This is a genomic window from Amycolatopsis rhabdoformis, from assembly GCF_035918295.1.
Taxonomy (GTDB): domain Bacteria; phylum Actinomycetota; class Actinomycetes; order Mycobacteriales; family Pseudonocardiaceae; genus Amycolatopsis; species Amycolatopsis rhabdoformis.
In genome coordinates, this window is sequence record NZ_CP142149.1 from 4,810,268 (window position 1) to 4,832,161 (window position 21,894).

General features: G+C 70.0%; 24 protein-coding genes. 13 read left to right on the top strand and 11 right to left on the bottom strand.

Features of this window, described 5'->3' with window-relative positions; genetic code table 11:
* Positions 1-84 precede the first annotated feature (84 nt).
* Positions 85-618 (top strand): MarR family winged helix-turn-helix transcriptional regulator, encoded by a 534-nt coding sequence (locus VSH64_RS21875; protein WP_326837503.1) that lies wholly within the window; start codon positions 85-87, stop codon positions 616-618.
* 23 nt (positions 619-641) lie between these two features.
* Here VSH64_RS21875 and VSH64_RS21880 read toward each other — a convergent pair whose 3' ends face one another.
* On the bottom strand, positions 642-1,403 hold the full coding sequence (locus VSH64_RS21880; protein ID WP_326837504.1) for an AraC family transcriptional regulator: 762 nt from the start codon (positions 1,401-1,403) through the stop codon (positions 642-644).
* Between the two features lie 205 nt (positions 1,404-1,608).
* On the opposite strand from VSH64_RS21880, the gene VSH64_RS21885 reads away from it, so the two are divergent.
* Complete coding sequence (locus VSH64_RS21885) at positions 1,609-2,847, top strand: MFS transporter (RefSeq protein ID WP_326837505.1); 1,239 nt, start codon at positions 1,609-1,611, stop codon at positions 2,845-2,847.
* On the opposite strand, the gene VSH64_RS21890 is transcribed toward VSH64_RS21885, so the two are convergent.
* The 3 genes from VSH64_RS21890 to VSH64_RS21900 form a co-directional block, all read right to left on the bottom strand.
* On the bottom strand, positions 2,828-3,544 hold the full coding sequence (locus VSH64_RS21890; protein WP_326837506.1) for a GntR family transcriptional regulator: 717 nt from the start codon (positions 3,542-3,544) through the stop codon (positions 2,828-2,830). The genes VSH64_RS21885 and VSH64_RS21890 overlap by 20 nt on opposite strands.
* Positions 3,545-3,559: 15 nt before the next feature.
* Positions 3,560-4,252, bottom strand: coding sequence for a GntR family transcriptional regulator (locus VSH64_RS21895; RefSeq protein ID WP_326837507.1), 693 nt, complete (start codon positions 4,250-4,252; stop codon positions 3,560-3,562).
* 322 nt (positions 4,253-4,574) lie between these two features.
* On the bottom strand, positions 4,575-4,904 hold the full coding sequence (locus VSH64_RS21900) for an EthD domain-containing protein (RefSeq protein WP_326837508.1): 330 nt from the start codon (positions 4,902-4,904) through the stop codon (positions 4,575-4,577).
* A 96-nt stretch (positions 4,905-5,000) separates the two neighbouring features.
* Here VSH64_RS21900 and VSH64_RS21905 point away from each other — a divergent pair, with 96 nt between their 5' ends.
* Together VSH64_RS21905 and VSH64_RS21910 are read left to right on the top strand one after the other, a co-directional pair.
* Positions 5,001-5,360: a MerR family transcriptional regulator gene (locus VSH64_RS21905; RefSeq protein WP_326837509.1), complete on the top strand. Its 360-nt coding sequence runs from the start codon at positions 5,001-5,003 to the stop codon at positions 5,358-5,360.
* Between the two features lie 90 nt (positions 5,361-5,450).
* Entirely contained in the window at positions 5,451-6,392 is a 942-nt protein-coding gene (locus tag VSH64_RS21910) for an NADP-dependent oxidoreductase (protein WP_326837510.1), read from the top strand.
* A 122-nt stretch (positions 6,393-6,514) separates the two neighbouring features.
* Here VSH64_RS21910 and VSH64_RS21915 read toward each other — a convergent pair whose 3' ends face one another.
* Positions 6,515-7,042: a MarR family winged helix-turn-helix transcriptional regulator gene (locus VSH64_RS21915; protein WP_326837511.1), complete on the bottom strand. Its 528-nt coding sequence runs from the start codon at positions 7,040-7,042 to the stop codon at positions 6,515-6,517.
* Between the two features lie 105 nt (positions 7,043-7,147).
* On the opposite strand from VSH64_RS21915, the gene VSH64_RS21920 reads away from it, so the two are divergent.
* From VSH64_RS21920 to VSH64_RS21950, 7 genes are all read left to right on the top strand, one after another.
* Positions 7,148-7,738, top strand: a complete 591-nt coding sequence (locus VSH64_RS21920; protein WP_326837512.1) for a nuclear transport factor 2 family protein — start codon at positions 7,148-7,150, stop codon at positions 7,736-7,738.
* A gap of 57 nt (positions 7,739-7,795) precedes the next feature.
* Positions 7,796-9,250, top strand: a complete 1,455-nt coding sequence (locus VSH64_RS21925) for an aldehyde dehydrogenase family protein (protein ID WP_326837513.1) — start codon at positions 7,796-7,798, stop codon at positions 9,248-9,250.
* 153 nt (positions 9,251-9,403) lie between these two features.
* Positions 9,404-10,405: an AraC family transcriptional regulator gene (locus VSH64_RS21930; protein ID WP_326837514.1), complete on the top strand. Its 1,002-nt coding sequence runs from the start codon at positions 9,404-9,406 to the stop codon at positions 10,403-10,405.
* 308 nt (positions 10,406-10,713) lie between these two features.
* Positions 10,714-11,712, top strand: a complete 999-nt coding sequence (locus VSH64_RS21935; RefSeq protein ID WP_326837515.1) for an alpha/beta fold hydrolase — start codon at positions 10,714-10,716, stop codon at positions 11,710-11,712.
* A gap of 104 nt (positions 11,713-11,816) precedes the next feature.
* Complete coding sequence (locus VSH64_RS21940) at positions 11,817-13,019, top strand: cytochrome P450 (protein WP_326837516.1); 1,203 nt, start codon at positions 11,817-11,819, stop codon at positions 13,017-13,019.
* A gap of 1 nt (position 13,020) precedes the next feature.
* Entirely contained in the window at positions 13,021-13,212 is a 192-nt protein-coding gene (locus tag VSH64_RS21945) for a ferredoxin (protein ID WP_326837517.1), read from the top strand.
* Between the two features lie 84 nt (positions 13,213-13,296).
* A complete protein-coding gene (locus tag VSH64_RS21950; RefSeq protein WP_326837518.1) occupies positions 13,297-14,166 on the top strand; it encodes an alpha/beta hydrolase in 870 nt (289 codons plus the stop codon).
* A 66-nt stretch (positions 14,167-14,232) separates the two neighbouring features.
* Here VSH64_RS21950 and VSH64_RS21955 read toward each other — a convergent pair whose 3' ends face one another.
* Positions 14,233-15,546 carry an MFS transporter gene (locus VSH64_RS21955; RefSeq protein WP_326837519.1) on the bottom strand — a complete coding sequence of 438 codons (1,314 nt, stop codon included), beginning with the start codon at positions 15,544-15,546 and terminating at the stop codon, positions 14,233-14,235.
* Between the two features lie 395 nt (positions 15,547-15,941).
* Here VSH64_RS21955 and VSH64_RS21960 point away from each other — a divergent pair, with 395 nt between their 5' ends.
* The gene (locus tag VSH64_RS21960; RefSeq protein WP_326837520.1) at positions 15,942-16,667 is read left to right on the top strand and encodes a TetR/AcrR family transcriptional regulator; all 726 of its coding nucleotides are present in this window, start codon (positions 15,942-15,944) and stop codon (positions 16,665-16,667) included.
* An 82-nt stretch (positions 16,668-16,749) separates the two neighbouring features.
* Here VSH64_RS21960 and VSH64_RS21965 read toward each other — a convergent pair whose 3' ends face one another.
* From VSH64_RS21965 to VSH64_RS21975, 3 genes are read right to left on the bottom strand one after another with little or no spacing between them, the layout of a single operon-like run.
* The gene (locus VSH64_RS21965; protein ID WP_326837521.1) at positions 16,750-17,889 is read right to left on the bottom strand and encodes an FAD-dependent monooxygenase; all 1,140 of its coding nucleotides are present in this window, start codon (positions 17,887-17,889) and stop codon (positions 16,750-16,752) included.
* The gene (locus VSH64_RS21970) at positions 17,886-18,143 is read right to left on the bottom strand and encodes a hypothetical protein (RefSeq protein ID WP_326837522.1); all 258 of its coding nucleotides are present in this window, start codon (positions 18,141-18,143) and stop codon (positions 17,886-17,888) included. The genes VSH64_RS21965 and VSH64_RS21970 overlap by 4 nt, the downstream gene beginning before the upstream one ends.
* 5 nt (positions 18,144-18,148) lie before the next feature.
* Positions 18,149-18,463 carry a flavodoxin family protein gene (locus VSH64_RS21975; RefSeq protein ID WP_326837523.1) on the bottom strand — a complete coding sequence of 105 codons (315 nt, stop codon included), beginning with the start codon at positions 18,461-18,463 and terminating at the stop codon, positions 18,149-18,151.
* A gap of 136 nt (positions 18,464-18,599) precedes the next feature.
* On the opposite strand from VSH64_RS21975, the gene VSH64_RS21980 reads away from it, so the two are divergent.
* Positions 18,600-20,267 (top strand): AMP-binding protein, encoded by a 1,668-nt coding sequence (locus tag VSH64_RS21980; protein ID WP_326837524.1) that lies wholly within the window; start codon positions 18,600-18,602, stop codon positions 20,265-20,267.
* A gap of 33 nt (positions 20,268-20,300) precedes the next feature.
* Here the strand turns inward: VSH64_RS21980 and VSH64_RS21985 are convergent, their stop codons facing one another.
* Complete coding sequence (locus tag VSH64_RS21985) at positions 20,301-21,290, bottom strand: PDR/VanB family oxidoreductase (protein WP_326837525.1); 990 nt, start codon at positions 21,288-21,290, stop codon at positions 20,301-20,303.
* Positions 21,287-21,877, bottom strand: a complete 591-nt coding sequence (locus tag VSH64_RS21990; RefSeq protein ID WP_326837526.1) for a nuclear transport factor 2 family protein — start codon at positions 21,875-21,877, stop codon at positions 21,287-21,289. Before VSH64_RS21990 ends, VSH64_RS21985 begins: the two co-directional genes overlap by 4 nt.
* Positions 21,878-21,894 lie beyond the last annotated feature (17 nt).

Sequence of the window (21,894 nt, forward strand, 5' to 3'; positions counted from 1 at the left end):
CTGTCAACACGGGGGCGCGCCGAAGGCCCCGGCGACCGCGGCCGGTTATCTTGCTTGCAGAGTCTCGAGAAGGGAGCGCCCACGATGGCCGGTGATTCCGGCGCCGACGGCGCGCGCACGAAGAGCGTCGACGACATCCTCACGCAGTGGGCGGAGTCCTACCGCGAGGTCGACGCCGCGCCGATGGGCATCATCGGCCGGGTCTGGCGGCTGTCGCGGTACTTCGAGCAGGGCGTGCAGCGCCGGCTCGACGACTTCGGCTGCACGCTGCCCGAGTTCGACGTGCTCGCCACCCTGCGCCGCAGCGGCTCGCCCTACTCGCTGACGGCGGGTGAGCTGATGCATTCGGCCATGGTCACCAGCGGGGCGGTCACCAACCGGGTCGACCGGCTGGTCGAGCGCGGCTGGGTCACCCGCGTCGCCGATCCGAACAACCGGCGCGTCCGCTGCATCACCCTCACGCCCGAGGGCCTGGACCTGGTGAACCGGATCGTGCCCGCCCACCTCGAGAACGAGCGGCAGATGCTCTCGACCTTGTCCGGCAGCGAACAGGACACGCTCGAAACGTTGCTGAAGAAGCTGGCCGCCGACCACGAGCAGCCGAACCGCAAAAAGTAGTCCCGCACCGGCGAATCAGCCGCTCACGGCCGCCCGTCCCTGAGCGAACGCTGGTAGCGGCCCGGCGTCTGCCCGACCAGCGCCGAGAAGCCGGCGATGAACGCGCTCGGGTTCGCCCAGCCGCACGCGACCGCCGTGTCGAGCACCGAGACCCCGTCCGCCAGGAGCAGCAGCGCGCGGTGAACGCGCAACTGCGTGCGCCAGCGCGGGAAGCTCATCCCGGTCTCGGCGTGGAAGAGCCGACTCAGCGTGCGCTCGCTCGCGCCGACCTGGTGGCCGAGCTCGGCCAGCGTGGCGGAGCTCGACAGGTCCTGCTCGGCCAGCCGGGCCACCGCGCGCAACCGGTCGTCGGCCGGCTCCGGCAGGTGCAGCGGCTGCTCGGGTGCGGCCACGAGTTCGTCGATCACCACTCGCCGGAGCCGGGCCAGCACCTCGGGCGGCCGCCGGTCGGTATCGGTCAGCGCCAGGACGCCCTCGCGCGCGAGCGGTGTCACGGCCAGCACCGCGGGGTGGGCCGGCAGCAGGGCGGCGAGTTCGGCGTCCATGAACACAATCCGCATGTCCGTGGAGCCGTGCGCGCGGTGCTGGTGCTCGAACCCCGCGGGAATCCACACGCTCCGGTTCGACGGCGCGATCCACGACCCCTGGATCGTGACCAGCGAGAGCACACCGGTGGCCGGGTACACGAGGTGTCCGCGCGGGTGCACGTGGGCGGGCGTGCGCTCGTCGTGGCCGAGCACGTGGTTCTGCTCGGGCGACGTCGATTCGTGGCGGCTTTCAGGCATTTGCCGTCAGGTTATCAGTGGGATCGGCGGTCTGGATCAGGTGAACTGGAAACAGAACGGCCGCCGCGACCGAAAACGTAACCACGGTCACAGGCGCCGATCGTTCCCCATTCCTGAGACGTCACTTCGAAAGGCGCGCGCTGTGCTCCGACGCACCCATTCCAGAACACTGCCCGGACTCCACGAAAAGGAACACCGGTCGAAATTGTCGGTCGCCCTGCTCGCCTGCGGCCTGCTCGCGATCGCGCTGAACCTGCGCATCGGCGTCGCCTCGATCGGGCCGGTGCTGCCCGAGGTCCGCGCCGATCTCGGACTCTCCCCCACCGCGGCCAGTCTTCTGACGACCGTCCCGATCTTCGCGTTCGGCGCGTTCGCTTTCCTCACCCCCGCGCTCATCCGCCGGCTGGGCCTGCACCGCCTGCTCGGCGTGACCGTGCTCGCTCTCGCCGCGGGACTGGTGCTGCGCTCGTTCCCCGGCCTCGTTTGCCTTTTCGCCGGAACGATCGTGGCCGGCGCGGCGATCGCCGTGGCCAACGTCGTGATGCCCGCGGCGATCAAACGCGACTTCGCCCACCGCGCGGGCCTGATGCTGGGCTTGTACTCCACCGCGTTGTTCCTGGGCGCGGCGCTGGCTTCCGGTTTCACGCAACCACTGGTGTCCGCGAGCGGGCACTGGCGGTCGGCCCTGGCCTGGTGGGCCGCGCCCGCCGTGCTCGCGCTGGCGGTGTGGCTCCCGCAGGCGCTGCGCTCACCCGGGCGCACGGCCGGTGCCCACCGGGTGGCCGACGCGCCGTCCGAAGCCGGCGAACCGCCATTCCGCGCAGTTCTCAAAGATCCGATCGCCCTCGCGGTCACGGCGTTGACGGGCATTCAGAGCCTGGGTTACTACGCGGCATTGACCTGGGTTCCGACCCTTTTCAAGGACCACGGCATGAGCGCGCAGAACGCGGGTTTCCTGCTTTCCTGGTCGGCCTTTCTCGGCATCGCCGCTTCACTCGTCGCACCGGCGATCGCCCAGCGGGTGCGGCCCACCTGGCTGCCGATCGTGTTCGCGGCCGCGATCACCGGCGTCGCGTACCTCGGGCTGGCCCTCGCCCCGGTTTCCGGCGCCTACGCCTGGATGACCCTGCTCGGGTTCGGCCAGGGCGCGTCGATCAGCCTGTCGCTGAGCTACCTGGTGTGGCGCTCCCCCGACGCGCACCACACCGGGCACGTCTCGACCATGGCGCAGGGTTTCGGTTACCTGTTCGCCGGCCTCGGCCCGGTCGGGCTGGGCGCGCTGCACTCGACAACCGGGGAGTGGACCGTACCGCTGGGCGCGCTGGCGCTCCTGCTCGTACCGCAGGTGCTGACGGGCGTGGTCGCCAGCCGCGAACGGCACGTTCTCGCCGGCCGCTCACCCCGGCCCGCCGAGAACCCGCGGATCACTGCGCGGAAGGGTTGAGCCGCAAGCGTTCGTGATACAGCACGGCCCGCTGCGCGGCCCTGATGTGCACCTTCATCACCATCTCGGCGCTCTCGGCGTCGTGGTCCTTCAACGCGTCGATGAGCTCCCGGTGGTGTTCCACGCTGCGGTGCAGGTCGCGCTCGGTGTAGCGCAGGAACGTCCGCCGCACCAGCGGAAGCGCGTACACCCCGTTGAGCAGTGACACCAGGCTTTCGCTGCGCGTCGCGCCCAGGATCAGGGCGTGGAACTCGTTGTTGAGCGTGGCGGCTTCCTGCACCGCGGGCCGGCCGCGCTCGATGGCTTCGCGGTAGGCCACGAGGTTCGCTTCCAGCGCCGCGATGGTCTCGTCGCCGATCTTGTGCGCGGCCACGGCGGCCACGTAACCCTCGACCGCGGCACGCAGCCCGTAGATCTCCACGATCTGCGCCCGGCTCCAGCCCACCACCTGCGCACCGCGATGCCGTTCGAGGCGCACCAGGCCTTCGGAGCCCAGCTTGGCCAGCGCCTCGCGCACCGGCGTGCGGCTCATCCCCATCGAGTCGGCGAGCGTGCTCTCGCGCAACCAGGTGCCGGGTGCCACGTCGTCGGACGCGAGCAGTTCGAGGATCTGCTCGTACGCCCGGCCCGCCGCCGACGATCCCGTTCCCGGCTCGGCTGCTTTTCCCGGCTCCGCTGCCTTTCCCGCCTCGGTCACCGCGGTCGCTCCCGGTCAGCCACGAGGTCCGGGCATGACGATCGCCGGCAGGATTTCGCTTTCGCTCCACGTGACGTGGTCGGCCAGCGCCTTCGAGAACGTGTCCTCGTTCGCCGAGTTCGCGGCGTGCAGGAGGCTTTCGTGTTCCTCGATGATCGCGGCGGTGGCGGTGGCCGACTGGGCCGTGCCGAGGTAGAGCTGGAGGTAGCGTTCGGTCGCGACCCAGAGCTGGCCGAGCATGCGGCAGTCCCAGGGCGTGGCGCCGGGCAGCAGCGCGTGGTGGAAAGCCTGGTGCGCCGGGGAGACCGCGGCCGGTGTGGAGTCGGTCATCGCCGCGCGCAGGTCGGTCAGGCGCTGCTCGATCTCGGTGAGGTGCGGCTCGTCCAGCAGCGCGACGGAACGGCGGCCGACGTCGGCCTCGATCACGCGGCGCAGCCGGAAGATCGAGCGGAGGTCGTCCTCGCTCACGGCGGCGACCTGAGCGCCTTTGCCGCGCTGGTACACGATCAGCCCGTCGCTTTCGAGGCGGCGCAGTGCCTCGCGCACGGGGATGTGGCTGACGCCCATCAGGCTCGCCATGTCGTTGATCGGCAGCGCCTGGCCCGGGCGGAGCTCGCCCTTCAGCACCATCTCCACGATCTGGTTGGTCACCTGGTCGACAACGGACAACTTCACCGTCGGAGAGGGCGGCGGCCCGAAGCCGGTCATGAAACGTTCCTCGTGTCGCAGGTCAGTCCGCGAAGCCTACCTCACGAGGGGTGCGGTCACCGGCGGCTGCGATCGTGCCGGCGGCCCGGTCCCGGGACACGACGGCGCCGCCGATCAGCAGCTGCCGCGCCGCCGACGATCGGCGGCGGCCGGCGCAAATCCCTCCGCAGCAACGGAACCGGCGGGCCTCGGGATCCGGCGGGTAGTGATCGTGCACGGTCCTGCTCGATCCGAGCCCGGACCACGGTGACCGTACTAGAATATATTCTACTACGGTCACCGTCCCTCCGAGGAGCCCGCCATGCTCAGGCGTCGCCCGACCTCACGCCCCGATCGTGATGCGCTCGGTGGTCACCATCAGCGCGACGGAGTCCGGGTCGACGAAGTTCTTCTCGTCCGGCCGGATCACGTTCTGGTAGCTCTCGGAAGAGAAGAACGCCACGCGGTCGGCGTCGGATTCGAACCAGATCTCGACGATGCCGTCATACGGCGCCGAATCGTCGGCCACGTACGAGAACGCCGATTTCCGGATGTAGCGAGCCGTCTCGGGAACCGAGTCGATCAGCACGGCGTGGTGGTCGCGGTGATAGGCCGCGAATTCTTCGAGGCTCATTCCCGGGGCACGCTTGAGCAGGATGACCAGCTTGACCATGATTGTTTCTCCTTGCAGGCGAACGAACTGCCGTCAACGGTAAAACCTCACGCCAGGGTCAGAGGCAAGGCGTTGTGATCCACCACACTTCCGGAGATGAAAATGCGAATCGGTGAGTTGTCCCAGCAGACTGGCGCGAGCCAGCGGGCATTGCGTTATTATGAAGAGAAGGGCCTGTTGACCAGTGTTCGGACTTCGAGTGGTCAGCGTCATTACACCGACGACCACGTCGCCCGGGTCAAACTCATCCAGGATTTTCTCGCGGCCGGCATGTCCAGCCGCGTGATCGCGGAGTTCGCACCCTGTATGAGCAGGCGCGACGCGCAGTGGGTTCAGCGTGCGTCGGAAGCGATGAGCCGCGAGCGGGACCGCTTGTCCGGCGCCATCGCCGAGCTGGTGAAAACCCGCGCGGCGCTGGAAGACCTGATGGCGGCTCACCACCGGGATCTCACCTAGCCGGCTTCGCCGAATGCCTCGAACCGAACTCTGCCTTCCCGATCGGCCCCGCCCTGATGTCCCATCGGACAATTCCCCGGAGGAAATTTCATGCGTGCCATCACCGTCGTCGAATACGGCGACCCCGACGTGCTGCGGCTGGTCGACCGGCCGGTTCCGGTCGCCACGGACCACCGTCCGGTCCTGATCAGAATGGCCGCGACGTCGGTCAACCCGGTCGAGCTCGCCATTCGCCGCGGCCTGCTGGCCGCCCGCACCCCGAATCTGTCCCTGCCTTTCACCCTCGGATTCGAACTCGCCGGCACGGTGCTCGAAACCGCGGGCGGCTTCACCGCCGGACAACGCGTGGCCGGGCTGCTGCCCTGGCTGAAACTCGGCAACGGCGAGGGCTCGAACGCGGAAATCGTGCCGGCGGCCGCGGAGTGGCTGACCGCTCTTCCGGACGGCGTCGACTGGGTGACCGCGGGCTCGGTGCCCCTGAACGCACAGGCCGCCCGGCAGGCCCTCGACAACCTCGCGGGTTACGGACCCGGCCACACCCTCCTCGTCACCGGAGCCAGCGGAGCCGTGGGCGCGTTCGCCACGCAGTTCGCCGTGCGCGACGGACTGCGGGTGTTCGCCGTGGCCTCGGACGGAGATCACGACTTCGTGGCCTCGCTGGGCGCCGAACGGGTGCTCGCTCGCAAACCGGTCGCCGACCTCGTCGCCGAGGCCCGTTCGCTCGTGCCCGGGGGCGTCGACGCGATCTTCGACGCGGCGTTGCTCTCCGGCGAGCTCATCGCGGCCGTGCGCGACGGCGGATCCTTCGGCACGGCAACGGATGCGGCCGCGCCGGCCACCGAGCGCGGCATCGCGGTGAGCAGCGTCCACGCCACCCCGGACGCCGAGCGCCTCGCCACGATCCTGGCCGCCGTTGCCGACGGCGGCCTCGTGTCCCGCGTCCAGGAAACCTTTCCCCTGGAGCAGGTTCACCAAGCCCACAAGCTGACCGCCGCGGGCCGGCTGCGCGGCAAGATCGTGCTCACGTTCTGACCGCGAGGTTCTCCGCACCGAGCCGGACAGCGCAGGATCGCCTGCCCTGTCCGGCTCGGTGCCGTTCAGTGGGTCGGTCACAGCGCGCCGGCCACAGTGCGCCGTTCAGCGCGCCGGCCAAGTCACCGCGCCACCCGAACCGAGGGCTGCGCCACGACTTCGTCGCCGACACCCAGCAGCACTTCGCGCAACGCGTCCGCCGCCGTCCGGGTCGCCGGCCCCGCAGCGGGGGCCAGCAGCTCGGCCTGCGCCCGTGAGCCCTCCCGCACCGCCGCGTGCGTGAGCTCGACCCCCTCGGGCGTGAGCACCACCCACGAGCTGCGCGCGTCCGACGGATCCGGCTCGCGGTCCACGAGCCCCGCGCCGGCCAGGCGGCGCAGCACGTTGCTGGTGCCACCCGAAGACAGCAGGATCCGCGCGGCCAGCTCCGACGGCTTGAGCCGGTAGGGCTCGCCGGCCGCGGCCAGCGCGCACAGCACGTCGTACTCGGCTTTGGTGATCCCGAAGCGGTTGAGCTGCGCGATCAGCACCTCCGCGAGCAGCGCGTGCAGCCGCGCCACGCGTTTCACCAGCTCGAACTCGGTGCTCACCACCTCGGGCAGCTCTTCGGTCCACGAAGCCACCAACGTGTCGACCAGGTCCTGTCGCACGGCACTCCCCTCTCGTTCCACCGCCGACCCTAGCAGGATGGTTGCCACCGGAAAGCTTTCTTGATAGCTTTTGAGAAAGCTTTTCTCATGAACGGAGGGTGACCGATGGCCGTCGACGAAGCCGAGATCCTGCAACTGGTGGTGCGCGAGCGGCAGGTCCGCGACCGGGGCTGGTGGGACGAGCTGCCGGGCTGCTACCACCCCGAGGCCACGATCCGCACGAGCTGGTTCTCCGGGACCATCGCGGAGTACGTGGAGCGCTCGAAAGACATGCACACCAGCGATCCGTCCACGCACCGCGTCGGCGTGCCGGTGGTACGCGCCCACGGTGACCGGTCCGTGGTCGAACTGCCGATGACGATCGAGTTCCGCGGCGACGTGCGCGGCGTGGAATGCGATCTCGCGGTGCAGATCCGGTTCATCACCCGCGTGGAGCGCCGGGACGGGACGTGGCGGATCCTCTCGTCCGAGGCCGTGTTCGAACACGACACGCTCACGCCCACCATGCCGGGATCCGCGCCGAAGGTGACCTCCGAGGACCTCGCCGGCTTCCGCCCGTCCTACCGCATGCTCGCGCTCTGGCTCACCGAGCGCGGCTACGAGGTCGGCGACGACCGCCTCGGCGCCGACCGGCCCGAAGCCGTGGAGCAGGTCTACCGCGAGGCCCACGCCTGGGCCGGCCTCACCGCCCACTGACCAGCCCACCGAACAAACCCACTGACCCCACCATTTTCCGAGCAGGAAGGAACCACCATGCCCGAAACACACCGCCACTTCATCGGCGGACAGTGGCGCCCGGCGTCGGACGGCTCGACGTTCGACGTGCTCAATCCCTTTGACGGCAAGGTGTACGCGCACGCTGCCGCCGGCACGAAGGCCGACGCGGCCGAAGCCGTGACCGCGGCCGAGGAGGCGTTCCCGGCGTGGGCGGCGCTGGCCCCGCGCGAGAAGCAGAAGATGTTCCTGCGCGCGGCCGACATCATCGACCGCCGCCACGACGAGCTCGCGGCGATCCTCGCCGAGGAGACCGGTTCGTCGATCTACTTCGCGCAGTTCCAGCAGAACGTGGTCACGAGCGTGCTGCGCCAGGCCGCCAACTGGGTGTTCGACACGAAGGGCGAGGTGCTGCAGGGCGAGCACCCCGGCACCTTCTCGATGGGCGTGCGCAAGCCGCTCGGTGTGGTCGCCGCCTTCACCCCGTGGAACGGCGCCAACGTGCTCGTGTGGCGCTCGGTCGCGCAGACGATCGCCGCGGGCAACACGATCGTCGTGAAGCCCTCGGAAGAGGCCCCGATCTCCGCCGGGCTGGTCGTCGCCCAGGTCGCCGAGGAAGCCGGGTTCCCGCCCGGGGTCATCAACGTCGTCACGCACGCGCCCGGCGCCGCCGGCCCGATCGCCGACGAGTTCTTCGAGCGCCCCGAAGTGCGCTGCCTGTACTTCATCGGCAGCGTGCGCACCGGGCGGATGCTCGCCGAGCGCGCCGGACGCACGCTCAAGCGCTCGGTGATGGAGCTCGGCGGCTACAACCCGCTCGTGATCCTGGCCGACACCGACCTCGACTACGCCGTGCGGGTGGCCACCTACAGCGCCTTCTTCCACCAGGGCCAGATCTGCATGTGCGCCCGCAAGGTGCTCGTGGAACGTCCGCTCTACGAGCAGTTCGTGCAGCAGCTCGCCGAACGCGCGAAAGCACTCCCCCAGGGCGACCCGCGCGACGCGGCCACCGTGATCGGCCCGCTCATCAACGACCACGCCGTGACCGTGATGCAGGACCGCATCGACGACGCCGTGGCCAAGGGCGCCAAGATCGTGACCGGCGGCCGGCACCACGGCCGGATCTTCGAGCCCACCATCCTCGTCGACGTGCCGGACGACGCCATCGCCTCGTACGAGGAGACGTTCGGCCCGCTGCTGGTGATCCAGCCCGTGGACAGCGCCGACGAAGCCGTCGAGGTCGTCAACCGCTCCCTCTACGGCCTCACCGCGTCGGTGCTCTCAGCCGACACCTACCGCGGCTTCGAGATCGCGAACCGACTCAAGTCCGGCATGGTCCACGTGAACGGCCCCACGGTCGCCGACGAGATCACCGCCCCGATCGGCGGCGTCCGCGACAGCGGCTGGGGCCGCCACGGCACCCACGCCCGCGAAGACCTCACCGACCTGGTCTGGATCGAGGTCCGCAACGACGAGGTCGACCTGCCCGTCTGATCGCCCCGGCTCCGCGCCGCCCCCACCTCCCCCGCGGTGAGGGCGGCGCGGTCCTCGACATGACCGAGTACTATCGACACCTGTAGCTGTTTTCGATAATCTGAGCCGACCATTGAGCTTGAGAACTCGCACCCGCCGGCGAAGGAGCAGGCGATGGTTCCGCACGTGACTCCCTTCTCCGCGCATCCGCTGCTGCGTACCGACTCGGTCGAGGAAGCCCAGGACAAGGCCGCGCGGCTCCTGCACCGCCACAAGCTGCGCGCCCGCGACGAGGGGCTCGAGGCCCGCATCAACGGCGTTTCCTTCGCGGGGATGTCGCTGTTCCACCTGCGCTACGGCGTCCCGCTGACGCTCACGAGCCCGGCGCTGGAGCAGTTCGTGGCGGTGTGCCTGCCGATCCGCGGCTCAATGCGCGTGACCCACCGGGGCCGCGAGTTCGTGACCGAGGCGGGGGAAGCCGCCTCGGTGCTCTCCCCGGGGTTCCCCTTCCGGCTGGACTGGAGCGAGGACCTCGAGTTCTTCTGCTTCCGGATCGAGCTCGCGCCGCTGCGCGCGTACCTGGGCAGCCTGAGCCCGGACGCCGACACCACCGCGCTCACCCGCTTCGAGCCCGCGCTCACCGGCGCCGGGCTGGCGGCGATGCTCGGCAGCGCCTGGCTCCTCGAACAAGCGTCCCGGCAGAACCACACGGGCCGGGCCGAGTGGTCCGCGGCGCTGCCGGCCCGGTTGTGCGAGCAGGTGATGACCACCCTGCTGCTCTCCCAGCCGCCCGCGGCTCACCGGGCAGCATCCGGCGCGGTGTCCACTTCGGACCGGAACCAGCCGGCCTCACGCCAAGCCGTGCGCCAGGCGCAGCAGTACGTGGAAGAAAGCCAGACGCTGCTCGTCACTCCGGCGCAGCTGGCGGCCCGGACCGGGGTCAGTCTCCGCACTCTCCAGCTCGGCTTCCGCCACGAGCTCGACACGACCCCGCAGGCGTACCTGACTTCCGCGCGCCTGCGCCGCGCGCACTCGGAGCTGGCCTGTTCGAGCCCGGGCGAGGGCGCGACCGTGACCGCCATCGCCGCGCGCTGGGGCTTCACCAACGTGAGCCGGTTCGCCGAGCGGTACCAGGCCGAGTACGGCTGCAAGCCGTCGGAGACCCTGCGCGGCTGAACCCGCTCCGGCGACCGTTTCACGCCGTCCCGAAATCCGGACGGACACATCGCGAACCGTTTCACGGCCAGATCGCGCACCACGGGTTCCGTGGCCCGGTCAGTGGCTAGCGTCCTCGGCAGCCCACCCGATCACCCCGGCCGACCCGGTGCGGCAACGCTGCCGTACCAGGGAAATCCGCGACGACCGAACGGACAACGATGTCCCGAACCTCGTGCTCTCGAAGCGCCGGAACCGGGCGCGATCCAGCTCCCGCCGTTGTCGCCTGCTCGACCATTCCGGCCCGTGCCCCGAGAGGATGATGTGCCATGCCGGCCAGCAACCTGAGCTATTCCGAACTCCCCGAACGCGCGGCGAAAGTCCTGGAACACTTCTTCCCGGACGAAGAGCTGATCGCGAAGCGAGTCGCCGAGTTCACCGACGTGAGCCCGCGCGAACCGGACCCCGACGGCTCCACGGAGGTCCTCGACGGGGTCACCTTCACCCACCACACCGTGGACGTCGACGGCGACAAGGAACTCGTGCGCTTCCACTGGGCCGAGTGCGGCGAGGGCGAACCGATCGTGTTCCTGCACGGCATCCCCGATTCCTGGTACCAGTGGCACCACCAGATGGCGTCGCTGGCCGGTGAGTACCGGTGCATCGGCATCGACCTCAAGGGCTACGGCCAGTCGGAGAAGAGCCCCGGCGACTACCGGCACGAGGCCGCGGCCGAGCAACTCCTCCTCGCGCTCGACGCGATGGGCGTGGAGCGCTTCAACCTGGTGACCCATGACCGCGGCACCGTGCAGGGCGACTACCTCGCCGCGAACCACCCGGACCGGGTGCTGCGCTACGGCCGCGGCGAGCAGCACCTGTACCACTTCCACCCGAGCCTGGCCCCGCAAGGACCGATGTTCGCCGAGGCCCCGCGCACCGGGATCATGGACGACCCCCGGCGCTTCGTCGTGTGGCTCTACACCTGGATCAGCTCCGTCGAGATCCCGGACGACGAGATGCGCCGCGTGATCCAGGAGTACTCCTACGAAGACTGCTTCCGTGCGGCACCGAGGTATTTCAACTCCTCGACGTTCCGCCAGGAGTGGATCGACCGCCGGGAGCGCCTCCTGCAGGCGTGGACCTGCCCGGTGATGATCCTCCAGGGCTACGACAGCAAGACCCAGCCGCGGGAGTTCTACGAGAACGCGCGCGAGTACCTCCCGAACGCCGCGGACGTGCGGGTCCGCTATGTCCACGCAGGACACTTCTGGTCCATGGAGTCGCCGGAAGAGCTCACCGGGCACCTTCGCGAGCTGCTCGGGATGTAGCCGGACGCCGCGGCCCGGCCGAGCGCTTCCGGGCGCCCGGCCGGGCCGCTTTTCCTTCCGTGAGAAGGCCCGACCTGCCATCACCGTCGATGAAAGGCGTGACCATGACCCGTTCCACCGTTCCCCCGGCCGAAGTCCCGACGACCGACGTCGACCTCTACTCCGACGACCAGATCCGCGAGCCGTACGAGACCTACCGCGCCCTTCGCGACGCGGGCCCCGTGGTCTACCTGGAGAAGTACGACACCTGGGCCGTGTCGCGCTACGAGCACGTACGCGAGGTCCTCAAGGACACCGACACCTTCAGCTCCGCCGGCGGCGTGTCCGTGAACGAGCCGTTCAACCGGCAGCTCGTGGGCACCACGCTGGCCAGCGATCCGCCCGAGCACGACAAGCTGCGTGGCATCGTGGCCGGCTCGCTGACGCCGCGGGCCCTCGGTGATCGCCGCGCCGCGATCGAGGAGCAGGCCGAGCAGCTCGTGGCGGGCTTGGTGGCGCGCGGCGAGTTCGACGCCGTGACCGAGCTGGCGCGGGTGCTGCCGCTCAGCGTGGTCCCCGATTTCATCGGTCTGCCCCAGGACGGCCGCGACCGGCTGCTGGACTGGGCCAGCGCGGTGTTCGACGCCATCGGCCCCATGAACGAGCGCGCACAACGAGGTCTGCCGGCGCTCGCGCAGCTCGGCAGCTACATCGGCGACCTGGTCGAGCACGGCACCGTGACGCCCGGCAGCCTCGGCGACGGTGTCCTGAGCGCGGCCCGCGAAGGCCGCATCCCCACCGGCCAGTGCCCGGCGCTGATGCTCGACTACCTCGGTCCGGCGCTCGACACCACGATCAGCGCCATCGGCAACGCGATCTACCTGTTCTCCCGGTACACGGAGCAGTGGGACAAGGTCCGCGAAGACCCGAAGCTGATCCCGAACGCCTTCAACGAGGTCGTCCGCCTGGAAACCCCGATCCGCGGCTTCTGCCGGCACACGACGAAGGAGACCTCGATCGGCGGCACCACGATCGGTGCCGGGCAGAAGGTGCTGGTCCTCTACGCCGCGGCCAACCGCGACGAACGCAAGTGGCAGGACCCGGAAACCTTCGACGTGACCCGCCGGGTGGGCGACCACGTGGGCTTCGGCTTCGGCGTACACGGGTGCGCCGGCCAGGGTCTCGCCCGGATCGAGGCGCACGCGCTGCTCAAGTCGCTCGCGGCGCGGGTCGCGTCCTTCGAGCTGCTCGGCTCCGAACGCGCCCTCAACAACGTGATCCGGGCCTTCGCCTCGATCCGCGTGCGGGTCACCCCGATCGGAGCGTGACATGAAGCTCGAAATCGACCCCGAGCGGTGCGAAGGCCACGGCCAGTGCGAGGCCGTGGCGCCGCGCGTGCTCCACCTCGACGACACCGTGCGGCCCGTCCTCGACGTGGACGGCGAGCTCTCCGGTGAGCTCGAGGAAGAGGCCCGGGCCGCGGTGTCCTGCTGCCCCGTGGCCGCGTTGTCCGCTCGCTGAGAAACCTCCCCCGAACCCCTGCGCTGGGCCGGCACCGGAAACTCCGGAGCCGGTCCAGCGGCGTTCACCGAACAGGAGCACCCCTTGACCAGATCCCCGTTCGTGGTGACCGTCGACGGAGGCCGCGTGACCGGCACCGCGACCGGGCCGGGCCTTCCGGACCTGCCGCTGATCGTCACGCTGCACGGCGGCAGCTACAACGCCCGGTACTTCGACCTCCCCGGCCATTCCCTGCTGGATCTCGCGGAAGCCTTCGGGTTTCCGGTGTTCTCGCTGAACCGGCCCGGGTACGCGGGCAGTGATCTGCCGAGCTCCGGCGAAGGTACGTACGCGGCCGGCGCCGGCGTGCTCGACGAAACCATCGCGCAGCTGTGGGCCGACCACGCGGCAGGGCGTCCCGGCGTGGTGATCATCTCGCACTCGATCGGCTCCGCCATCGCGGTGCACGTTGCCGCAGGCCGTCCACAGTGGCCACTGCTGGGGATCGCGTTGCACGGCATCAACGACGTCTGCCCCGACCACGTGGCCGACGCCTGGAACGGCCTGCCGCCAGGGCAGCCGGTGATCTTCACGCCGGAACAGCGCCGGATGTTCATGTATGGCCCCGAAGGGACGAGGGAGCACGACATCGTCGAGCGGGCGGAGCCGGCCACCGAACCCATCCCCCTGGCCGAACTGCGGGAAGTCGTCGGCGGCTGGCCCACGAGCGCGGCGGAACTGGCGGCGCGGGTCGAGGTCCCCGTGCACTACGTGCTGACCGAGCACGACGGCCTGTGGATCGCCGACCAGGGCCGCGTGGACACCTTCGCCGGGTACTTCACCCACGCGCCCTGGGTCGACGCCCAGTTCGTCCGCGGCGCCGGCCACAACCTCGACCACCACCTGCTCTCTCGGACACTGCACCTGCAGCAGCTGGCCTTCGCGTGGGCCTGTGCCGTGCACGCGCGGGCGTGACCACAACGCAAGCCGTGATGCCCGACACGGCGCTGGGCCGTGCCGGGCTTCGCGGTCAGCGGCCGACTACGAAATCCCGGGCGCGGGCTGCCCGACGGCCGGCGCCGGAGTGTCCTCGCGTGCGGGCCGGCCGAGTTTCGCGATCAGCAGCACACAGAGCCCGCCGACCGCGAACGGCGCGGCGAACAGCACCATCAGCCGCTGCGGGGTCCAGCCCGCGTCGAGCAGGAAGCCCGCGAGCAGCGGGGCCACGATCGCGCCGATCCGGCCGATCGACGCCGCCCAGCCGACCGCGGTCGTGCGTACCGAAGCGGGATAGAGGTCCGGCGCCATCGAGTACAGGCCGCTGGCCGCGGCGTTGATGGTCACGCCGACCGCCACCGCGGCGGTGAGCGCACCGCCCAGGCTGCCCAGCGACAAACCCATCGCCACGAACGAAACGGCTCCGATCAGGAACGCCAGGGCGGTGAGCGTCGGCCGCCGGACGACCAGCGCGAGAACGCTGAAGAGCAGCGTCGCGGCGATCCCGCCGACGTTGAGCAGCATGCCGCCGCCGATCCCCTGCTCGGCCGAGAGCCCACTGCGCTCGAGCAGCACCGGTGTCCAGCTGGCCGCGAAGTAGAAGCAGGCCATCAGGATGAGGAAGGCCGCCCACAGCAAGAACGTGCGCCGCCCGCTTCGTCCGCGCAGGATCCCGCTGGTGACGCCGATCGGTGCCGCCTGGTGCTCGTCCAGCTGCGCGAGCGGAGTGCGTCCCATGCGGGCCAGCGTGCGGTTGATCCGCTCCAGCGCGTGGGCCGGGCGGCGCGTCTCCAGGTAGTCGAGCGATTCGGGCAGAGCCACGACACTGATCAGCAGCAGCGTGATCGTGAGCAGCGCACCGGCGGCGAAGGTGCCGCGCCAGCCGAACTGGCTGCCGACCAGCGTCGCCACCGAACCACCCACGACCCCGCCCAGCGGCAAACCCGTGGTGTACAAGGCGACCGCGCTGCCCCGGCGGCGCGCCGGTGAGTACTCGGAGACCAGCACCGGCAGGCTGGCCACCAGGCCGCCGATGGCGAGCCCGGCCAGGACCCGGCAGGCGGTCAGCTCCGCGGCGTTGCGGGTGGCCGCGCTCAGCGCCATGGCCACCGTGGTCGCGCTCAGGCAGAGCAGCGTGAGCGGCCGCCGGCCGATCCGGTCGGCCAGCGGTGCGACGACCGCGGACCCCACCGCCATGCCGAACGGGCAGGCACTCAGCAGCACCCCGATCGTCGCGCCGGTGAGGCCCCAGTCGCGGGCCACGCCGGACGAGGCGAACGACATCACCAGGATGTCGAACCCTTCGACCACGCAGAGAGCCGCGCACATGAGCACGACTCCGGCTTGGAACCGGCTCATCGGGGAACGGTCTATGAGCTCGCGAACGACCATGGCGATCACACCTTCGGGATCAGTGGTTCGGCGGGTTCCGCGGTCGGCGACCGCGGCGGGGAGGCATTTGCCGGGTACTCGCGGCCACGTTTCGAGGGCGGCCGATCGAGGTGGGGACACCGTTTCCGGCGCCGGCCGGGGTTTCCTGGGCTGACGAGGCGTGCTTTGTGGCAGCGGCTCTCGATCAGGCTCGGCGAGGGAGGAGGCACTCGAGGTGCTGAGGCGGGCGGCTGACCCCTTTCTCAGCCTAACTCATTTTACGGACTCGTCAATTGGCTTGCGATAGGGTAAACTTCTCACCTACTCCCGGCCGAGGACGTCGACGAACGGCGTCGTCCGGACCGCGCTCTAGGATGAGGTCCGTGGCAGACGCGAACAGGAACACGAACAACCGCAAGGAACCGGTGACACCACGCGGTGGCGCCACGCGGACGGCGATCCTGGAAAACGCCGCGCGCCTGTTCGCCGAGAAGGGTTACGAAGGCACTTCGCTGCGCGACATCGGTGAGGCGATGAACCTCACCCGCCAATCGGTGTACCACTACTTCCACAGCAAGGAAGAGCTCCTTTCCACACTGGTCGCGGAAACCAGCGAGATCGCCGCGGACAAGCTGCGGAGCATCCGTCAGGACGACACGCTCGACGCGACCGAAAAGCTCGCCCGGGTCACCACCGCGCTCGTGGTCGACCGGATGGAGTTCTCCGAGCGGTTCAGGATGCTGGAACGGTCGGAGTCCTCGCTGCCTGAACCGGTGGCGGGCAAACACCTGGCGGCGCGGCGCGCGGTGCTGAGTGAAGTCAGGGCCGTGCTCGCCGAAGGAATCGAGGCCGGCCAGTTCCGCGAGTGCGACGACCGCCTCGGCGCGCTGTCGCTGCTGGGCATGTGCAACTGGATCGCGTATTGGTACCACCCCGGCCTGTCCGACTCCCCGGACGAGGTGATCGGGAGTTTCGTCGAAACGGCTCGGGTCATGTTCGCCAACCCCGAACCCGGTGCGCCCGAACCCGGCACCCGAGGTGCGCTGGCCCGGGTCCGGCGGGATCTCGACCGGCTCGACCGCATCATCCACGGACCGGACCTCCCGTAAGCGGCGGCACGGAATCCGCGCGTGGACTTCGGACCGGAGGGGCCGACCAGGCGCCGGATCGGCCGCCTGGTCGAGCCCTCCGTCACGAACGGACGGCGCCACCGAACGTCTCGTAGGCGTGGAAGAGTTCCTTGTTCTCACCGCGCAGCGTCGCGTACTTGATCCGGCCCGTGCGCATGAAGTACTCGATGGCGAAGGAAACAGGATCGGCCACCCGTCGGCCCGGCAACGTCTCGTACCACTTGAGACTGCGCCGCGCCGCCTTCTGGAACCCTTCGGCGCTCGGGCGCCGCTGTTCTTCGAAGCCCCGGAGTCCGGCCGCGACGTCCCACCGCGCCTCGTCGAGCGCGTCGATCAGGTACACGGCGTCACGCATCGCGAACCGCGTGCCGGAGCCGATCGAGGGGTGCACGGTGTGCAGGGCGTCGCCGATCAGCACGATGTTCTCGTGCGTCCAGTTCCGGCAGGTCACGAACTTCGTCTGGAACCAGGCCGAATGGTTGGCGATCAGCGGTGCGCCGTCGAGCCAGCCGGCGAACACCTCCTCGCAGACGCTCAGGGACTCCGCGTCGCTCAGGTCCGCGAAACCCTGGGCGTCGTACACGTCCTGGCCGATCTCCACGGTGAAGTTGCTCATCTCCGCTGAGAACTGGCCCGCGTGCGCCACCCACATCCCCGCGTCCGTGTTCTGCAGCAGGATCGAGAGCGGGAGTAGCTTCGGCGTGCCGTACCAGGCGAGCCAGTTGTCGCCCATCTCGACGGTCGGCGCGAAGTGCTCGGCCAGCGCGGTGCGCAGCCCGCTGTTCACCCCGTCGGCGCCGACCACGAGATCCCAGTCGCCGAACGCGAGCGCCTCGGGATCCATTCGCGACTCGTGGTCGATGACCACACCCGCGGCCAGGGCGTGTTGCTCCAGCAGGGAAAGCACCCACCACCGCGGATTCATGCCGGCCGCTCCGGTCCGCACCTCGACGAGGCCGGAGTCGACCCCGACACCGACGACGTCGTGCCACGTCGCGTTGGTGGCCAGTTCGTCGACGAGGTCGGGTGCGCTGGGCCGCAACGCATCCAGGGCGCTGCGCATCAGCGCCACGCCCCAGCCGTAGGTCACCCCCTTCGGGTTCTGCTCCCGGACAGTGACTTCGGCTCGCGGCAGCGCCCGCGCGGCGAGCGTCGCGAAGTAGAGCCCGGCCGGACCGCCGCCCACGACGAGGATCTTCACGCCACCACCGCCACGCGCGAGCGCTGCACGGCGAACTCGGCGACCCGTTCGCCGAGAAGCCGCGCGGTTTCGAGATCGGCCGGTGCCATGCCCTCGATCCCTTCGTCCGTGTTGGCCTGGGCCATCGCCCCGAGGTAGGACCCGAGGCGGTTGACGTTGCGCCCGGATCCCGTGCTCCGGTTGTTGCCGTCGGGCAGCCCGAGCCCCACCCACACCATGCCGTGCTGCATGGCGAACAAAGTGAGCTGCACCAACGTGTTCAGCTTGTCCCCCAGTAGCCCCCGGACGTGGTGAACCCGCCCGCGAGCTTGTCCCGCCAGCCCTGCCGCGCCCACTTGCCCGACGTGGCTTCCATGAAGGACTTGAACTCCGCCGAGGCGCTGCCGAGATAGGTCGGCGTCCCGAAGATCAGTGCGTCACACGCATCCAGCGCCTCGAGATCGCCGGCCACGTCCGACGCGAAGAACATCCGGCACTCGGCTCCGTCGACCCGCAGCACGCCTTCCCCGACGGCACGGGCTTGTGCGGCCGTGTGCCCGTAACCGCTGTCGTAAACCACACCAACAAAGGCCATCCGCCGCGTCCTCCCACTTCCGGTTCTTTCGGTGAGCGTGGATCGTAGATCGCTCTTTGCGTAGGCGTCAATCTACTTGCGTGTGCGTCAACAGCGAAGTAGCCTGCCTCGCAGACGCTGCAGGGAGAAGAGGAAAATGACCACAGACGGGACGACCGCCGAGCGCCACGTGCGCTTCCCCCGCGAATTCGCACGCCGGTACGTCGAGGCCGGGATCTGGCAGCCCCGCACGATCGCCGGGCAGTTCCACGCCGTCGCCCTCGCGCACCCGGATCGGCCCGCCATCGTGAGCGAAGGCAGCACGATGACGTTCGCCGAACTCGACGAGGTCACCGACCGGCGCGCCGCCGGCCTCCACGAACTGGGCCTGCCGGCCGGCGGTGCCGTGCTCCTGCAGGTCGGCAATTCCGTGGCGACGGTGATCGCCTGGTACGCCCTGCTGAAAGCGGGCCTGATCCCGGTCTGCACCCTGACCCACCACCGCCGGCACGAGCTGAGCGAGATCGCCCGCCAGACCCGGCCCGTGGCGCACCTGGTCGACGCCGGCTACGAGAGCGCAGATCTCGTGGCCCTGGCCGGAGAACTGGCCGACTCGGCCGGCGACGGCCGGGTGGTCCTGGTTTCGGGCGCCGCGGCGGAATCGCACGGTGGCCTCTCCTTCGATCAGGTCGGCGAGGGGATCGACGGCGCAGCGGCCCGAGCCACCGTCGAGGAAGTCCAATCAGGACTGACCGAGCAGTCCGTCGCCGTGTTCCAGCTTTCGGGCGGGACGACCGGTATCCCGAAGGTGATTCCGTGCCTGCAGGCCGCGTACTGGTCCTACGCGTCGGAGTTCGCGAAGGCGATGCGGTGGAGCGCGGCCGACCGGGTCGGCTACTTCGGGCCCGTGGTGCACAACGCCGGTACGATCATCGGGCTCTTCGGCCCGCACAGCGTCGGCGCTGCCGCCATCCTCGGCGCTCCGAGCTACGCCTCGATGCTGCACCTGGTGACCACGCAGGCCCCGACCTGCCTGCCGCTGGCCCCGTTCGCCTACGACGCCGTCTTCGACGAGCACTTCTACGCCGGCGGCTCGCTCAAGCAGGTGCTGTTCTGGGGCCGGCAGGTTCCCCGCGCCCACTTCGAGGCGCTGCGGGACCACGGCATCTGGGCGGGCCAGGTTTTCGGCATGAGCGAAGGCCTGTGCATGACCACCCCCGTGGACTACCCGTTCGACGCGCGGCTCAGCGGCGTCGGCGTGCCGATCTCCGCGCTCGACGAGGTGCGGATCGTCGAGCCGGGAACGGAAGTCGAGGTCGCCGACGGAGAGGTCGGCGAGATGATCGCCCGCGGTCCCTACACCATCCGCGGCTACTTCGACGCCGCCGACCACAACGCCAAGGCGTTCACCGAAGACGGCTTCTACCGCAGCGGCGACCTCATGCGCCGCATGATCGTGGCCGGCCTGCCGTGTTACTCCGTCGAAGGCCGGATCAAGGACGTGATCGACCGCGGCGGGGAGAAGATCAGCACCGAGGAAGTCGAACACCTGCTGGTCGGACACGAGGAAATCTCCGAAGCGGCTCTGGTTCCGATGCCGGACGCCCGGCTGGGCGAACGGGCCTGCGCCTTCGTGGTCGGCACCGGGGCCGGCCGGGTCGAGCTCGCCGACGTCCAGGCGCACTTCGCGGCGCTGGGCGTGGCCAAGTACAAGTGGCCCGAACGCCTGGAATGGCTGAAGGAACTGCCCCGAGTCAGCGATCTCGGCAAGATCGACCGGAAGAAGCTGCGGGTGTGGGCGAGCGGGCTGACACCGCAGCGTTGACCACTCCGATCCCGGACCCCCGGCGAGCCCGGCCTAGAGGTCGAGAACGAGCCGGGGCGTCCGGGATCGGGAGACGCACACGATCAGGCGATCCCCGGCGTCCTGTTCATCGGTGGTCAGCACCGAGTCGCGGTGCTCGGGCACTCCGCCGAGCACCGCGGTCTCGCAGGTACCGCACGTGCCTTCTTCGCACGAGGTCATCACGTCGACGCCGGCTTCGAGCAGCACGTCGAGCAGCCGGCGGTCAGCCGGCACGGCGAGTTCGAGCCCGCTGGCCGCGAGCTCGACCGTGAACGCCCGGTCGGCGTCCGTCTCCGCGGAAGTCCTCGGCACGAAGCGTTCGACCCGGAGCACCCGGCGCGGTTCCTCGGCGCAGCGGTGCTCCACGGCCGCGAGAAGTGGTTCCGGCCCGCAGCAGTACACCGGCCAGTGGTGCGGGGCGGTCGCGAGGATCTCGTCGACGGGCAGCGGGCCGGCCTCGTCCTGCGGAAGCAGCCGCACCCGGTGGTCACCCGCGAGAACCTCGCGGTAGGCCATGCTCTCGCGCGAGCGGCCGCCGTAGAAGAGCCGGAACTCGGTGCCCGCTCGCCGCGCGGCTTCGAGCATCGGCAGGAGTGGCGTGATGCCGATGCCGCCGGCGATGAAGACGTACCCCGGCGCGGGGTCGAGCGGAAAGGTGTTGCGCGGCCCGCGGACCACCACGACGTCACCGAGCGCGAGCGTGTCGTGGATCCGCCGGGAGCCGCCGCGGCCGGCCTCGTCCTTGCGCACCGCGATGCGGTAGCACGCCGGATCGTCCGCCGGGCCGCACAGCGAGTACTGCCGCACGAGCGTGTCGTCGAGCACCAGGTCGAGGTGCGCGCCCGGCGCCCACGGCGGCAGGGGTGTGCCGCCGGGGCGCTTCAGCTCGAGTTCCACCACTCCGTCGGCCACGGCGCGGCGGCCGGTGACCACCGTGGGGTAACCGGCCGCCGCGTCACCCCGCGCCGGCCCCGTCGCCGGCGACGGTCCGACGGCACTCACGGCCGCAGCCACGCCGACGTGTGCCGGTAGAGATCGGCGACCTGGGCCGGCCGATCATCACCGTAGAGGTCTTCGCTCACGGAGTAGCCGTGGTCGGCGAAGTAGTAGCCGAGGAACCGGTACGGGGCCCGGAACTTCGCCAGCAGCGTCCGGTCGAGGTCGGGGACGTCGCCGGGCACCACGGGCACGATCGCGTCGCGCTCGTAGATGCCGTCGAGGGCCACGACCCGCCACGCGTCCTCGGACTTCTCCAGGCGGTACACGAGCCGCGCGTAGGACGAGAGGTCGGCCTCCACTCCCCCGATCACGTCGCGGAACTCGATGGCCACCGCCATCTCCGCCACGGCCCGGGCGCCGGACACCGTGACCACCGGCGGGAAGAGCCGGTGCACGGCCTGCTGTCCGCGTTCGGCCATCTTCTCGGACTGGACCACGAACTCCGCGCCGGTTCCCTGGAACCAGCTGAGCCGGATGGCCGCGTCCGGGCGGATGCAGTCGCGCATCCGCTCCCACCAGCCGCGGTCGCGCGCTTGCCGTTCCCGCAGGATCGTCTGCGTGATCGAGGTGATGCTGTCGCTTTCGGTCATGGTGTGCTCTTTTCCGG

What these genes read in the sequence shown, in the direction of transcription:
- VSH64_RS21910 (WP_326837510.1), top strand. Translation starts at nt 5,451, where the DNA reads ATGCGTGCCATCACCGTCGTCGAATACGGCGACCCCGACGTGCTGCGG.
- VSH64_RS21880 (WP_326837504.1), bottom strand. Translation starts at nt 1,403, where the DNA reads ATGCCTGAAAGCCGCCACGAATCGACGTCGCCCGAGCAGAACCACGTG.
- VSH64_RS21955 (WP_326837519.1), bottom strand. Translation starts at nt 15,546, where the DNA reads ATGAGCCGGTTCCAAGCCGGAGTCGTGCTCATGTGCGCGGCTCTCTGC.
- VSH64_RS21905 (WP_326837509.1), top strand. Translation starts at nt 5,001, where the DNA reads ATGAAAATGCGAATCGGTGAGTTGTCCCAGCAGACTGGCGCGAGCCAG.
- VSH64_RS21900 (WP_326837508.1), bottom strand. Translation starts at nt 4,904, where the DNA reads ATGGTCAAGCTGGTCATCCTGCTCAAGCGTGCCCCGGGAATGAGCCTC.
- VSH64_RS21980 (WP_326837524.1), top strand. Translation starts at nt 18,600, where the DNA reads ATGACCACAGACGGGACGACCGCCGAGCGCCACGTGCGCTTCCCCCGC.
- VSH64_RS21975 (WP_326837523.1), bottom strand. Translation starts at nt 18,463, where the DNA reads ATGGCCTTTGTTGGTGTGGTTTACGACAGCGGTTACGGGCACACGGCC.
- VSH64_RS21895 (WP_326837507.1), bottom strand. Translation starts at nt 4,252, where the DNA reads ATGACCGGCTTCGGGCCGCCGCCCTCTCCGACGGTGAAGTTGTCCGTT.
- VSH64_RS21990 (WP_326837526.1), bottom strand. Translation starts at nt 21,877, where the DNA reads ATGACCGAAAGCGACAGCATCACCTCGATCACGCAGACGATCCTGCGG.
- VSH64_RS21920 (WP_326837512.1), top strand. Translation starts at nt 7,148, where the DNA reads ATGGCCGTCGACGAAGCCGAGATCCTGCAACTGGTGGTGCGCGAGCGG.
- VSH64_RS21925 (WP_326837513.1), top strand. Translation starts at nt 7,796, where the DNA reads ATGCCCGAAACACACCGCCACTTCATCGGCGGACAGTGGCGCCCGGCG.
- VSH64_RS21940 (WP_326837516.1), top strand. Translation starts at nt 11,817, where the DNA reads ATGACCCGTTCCACCGTTCCCCCGGCCGAAGTCCCGACGACCGACGTC.
- VSH64_RS21930 (WP_326837514.1), top strand. Translation starts at nt 9,404, where the DNA reads ATGGTTCCGCACGTGACTCCCTTCTCCGCGCATCCGCTGCTGCGTACC.
- VSH64_RS21935 (WP_326837515.1), top strand. Translation starts at nt 10,714, where the DNA reads ATGCCGGCCAGCAACCTGAGCTATTCCGAACTCCCCGAACGCGCGGCG.
- VSH64_RS21875 (WP_326837503.1), top strand. Translation starts at nt 85, where the DNA reads ATGGCCGGTGATTCCGGCGCCGACGGCGCGCGCACGAAGAGCGTCGAC.
- VSH64_RS21945 (WP_326837517.1), top strand. Translation starts at nt 13,021, where the DNA reads ATGAAGCTCGAAATCGACCCCGAGCGGTGCGAAGGCCACGGCCAGTGC.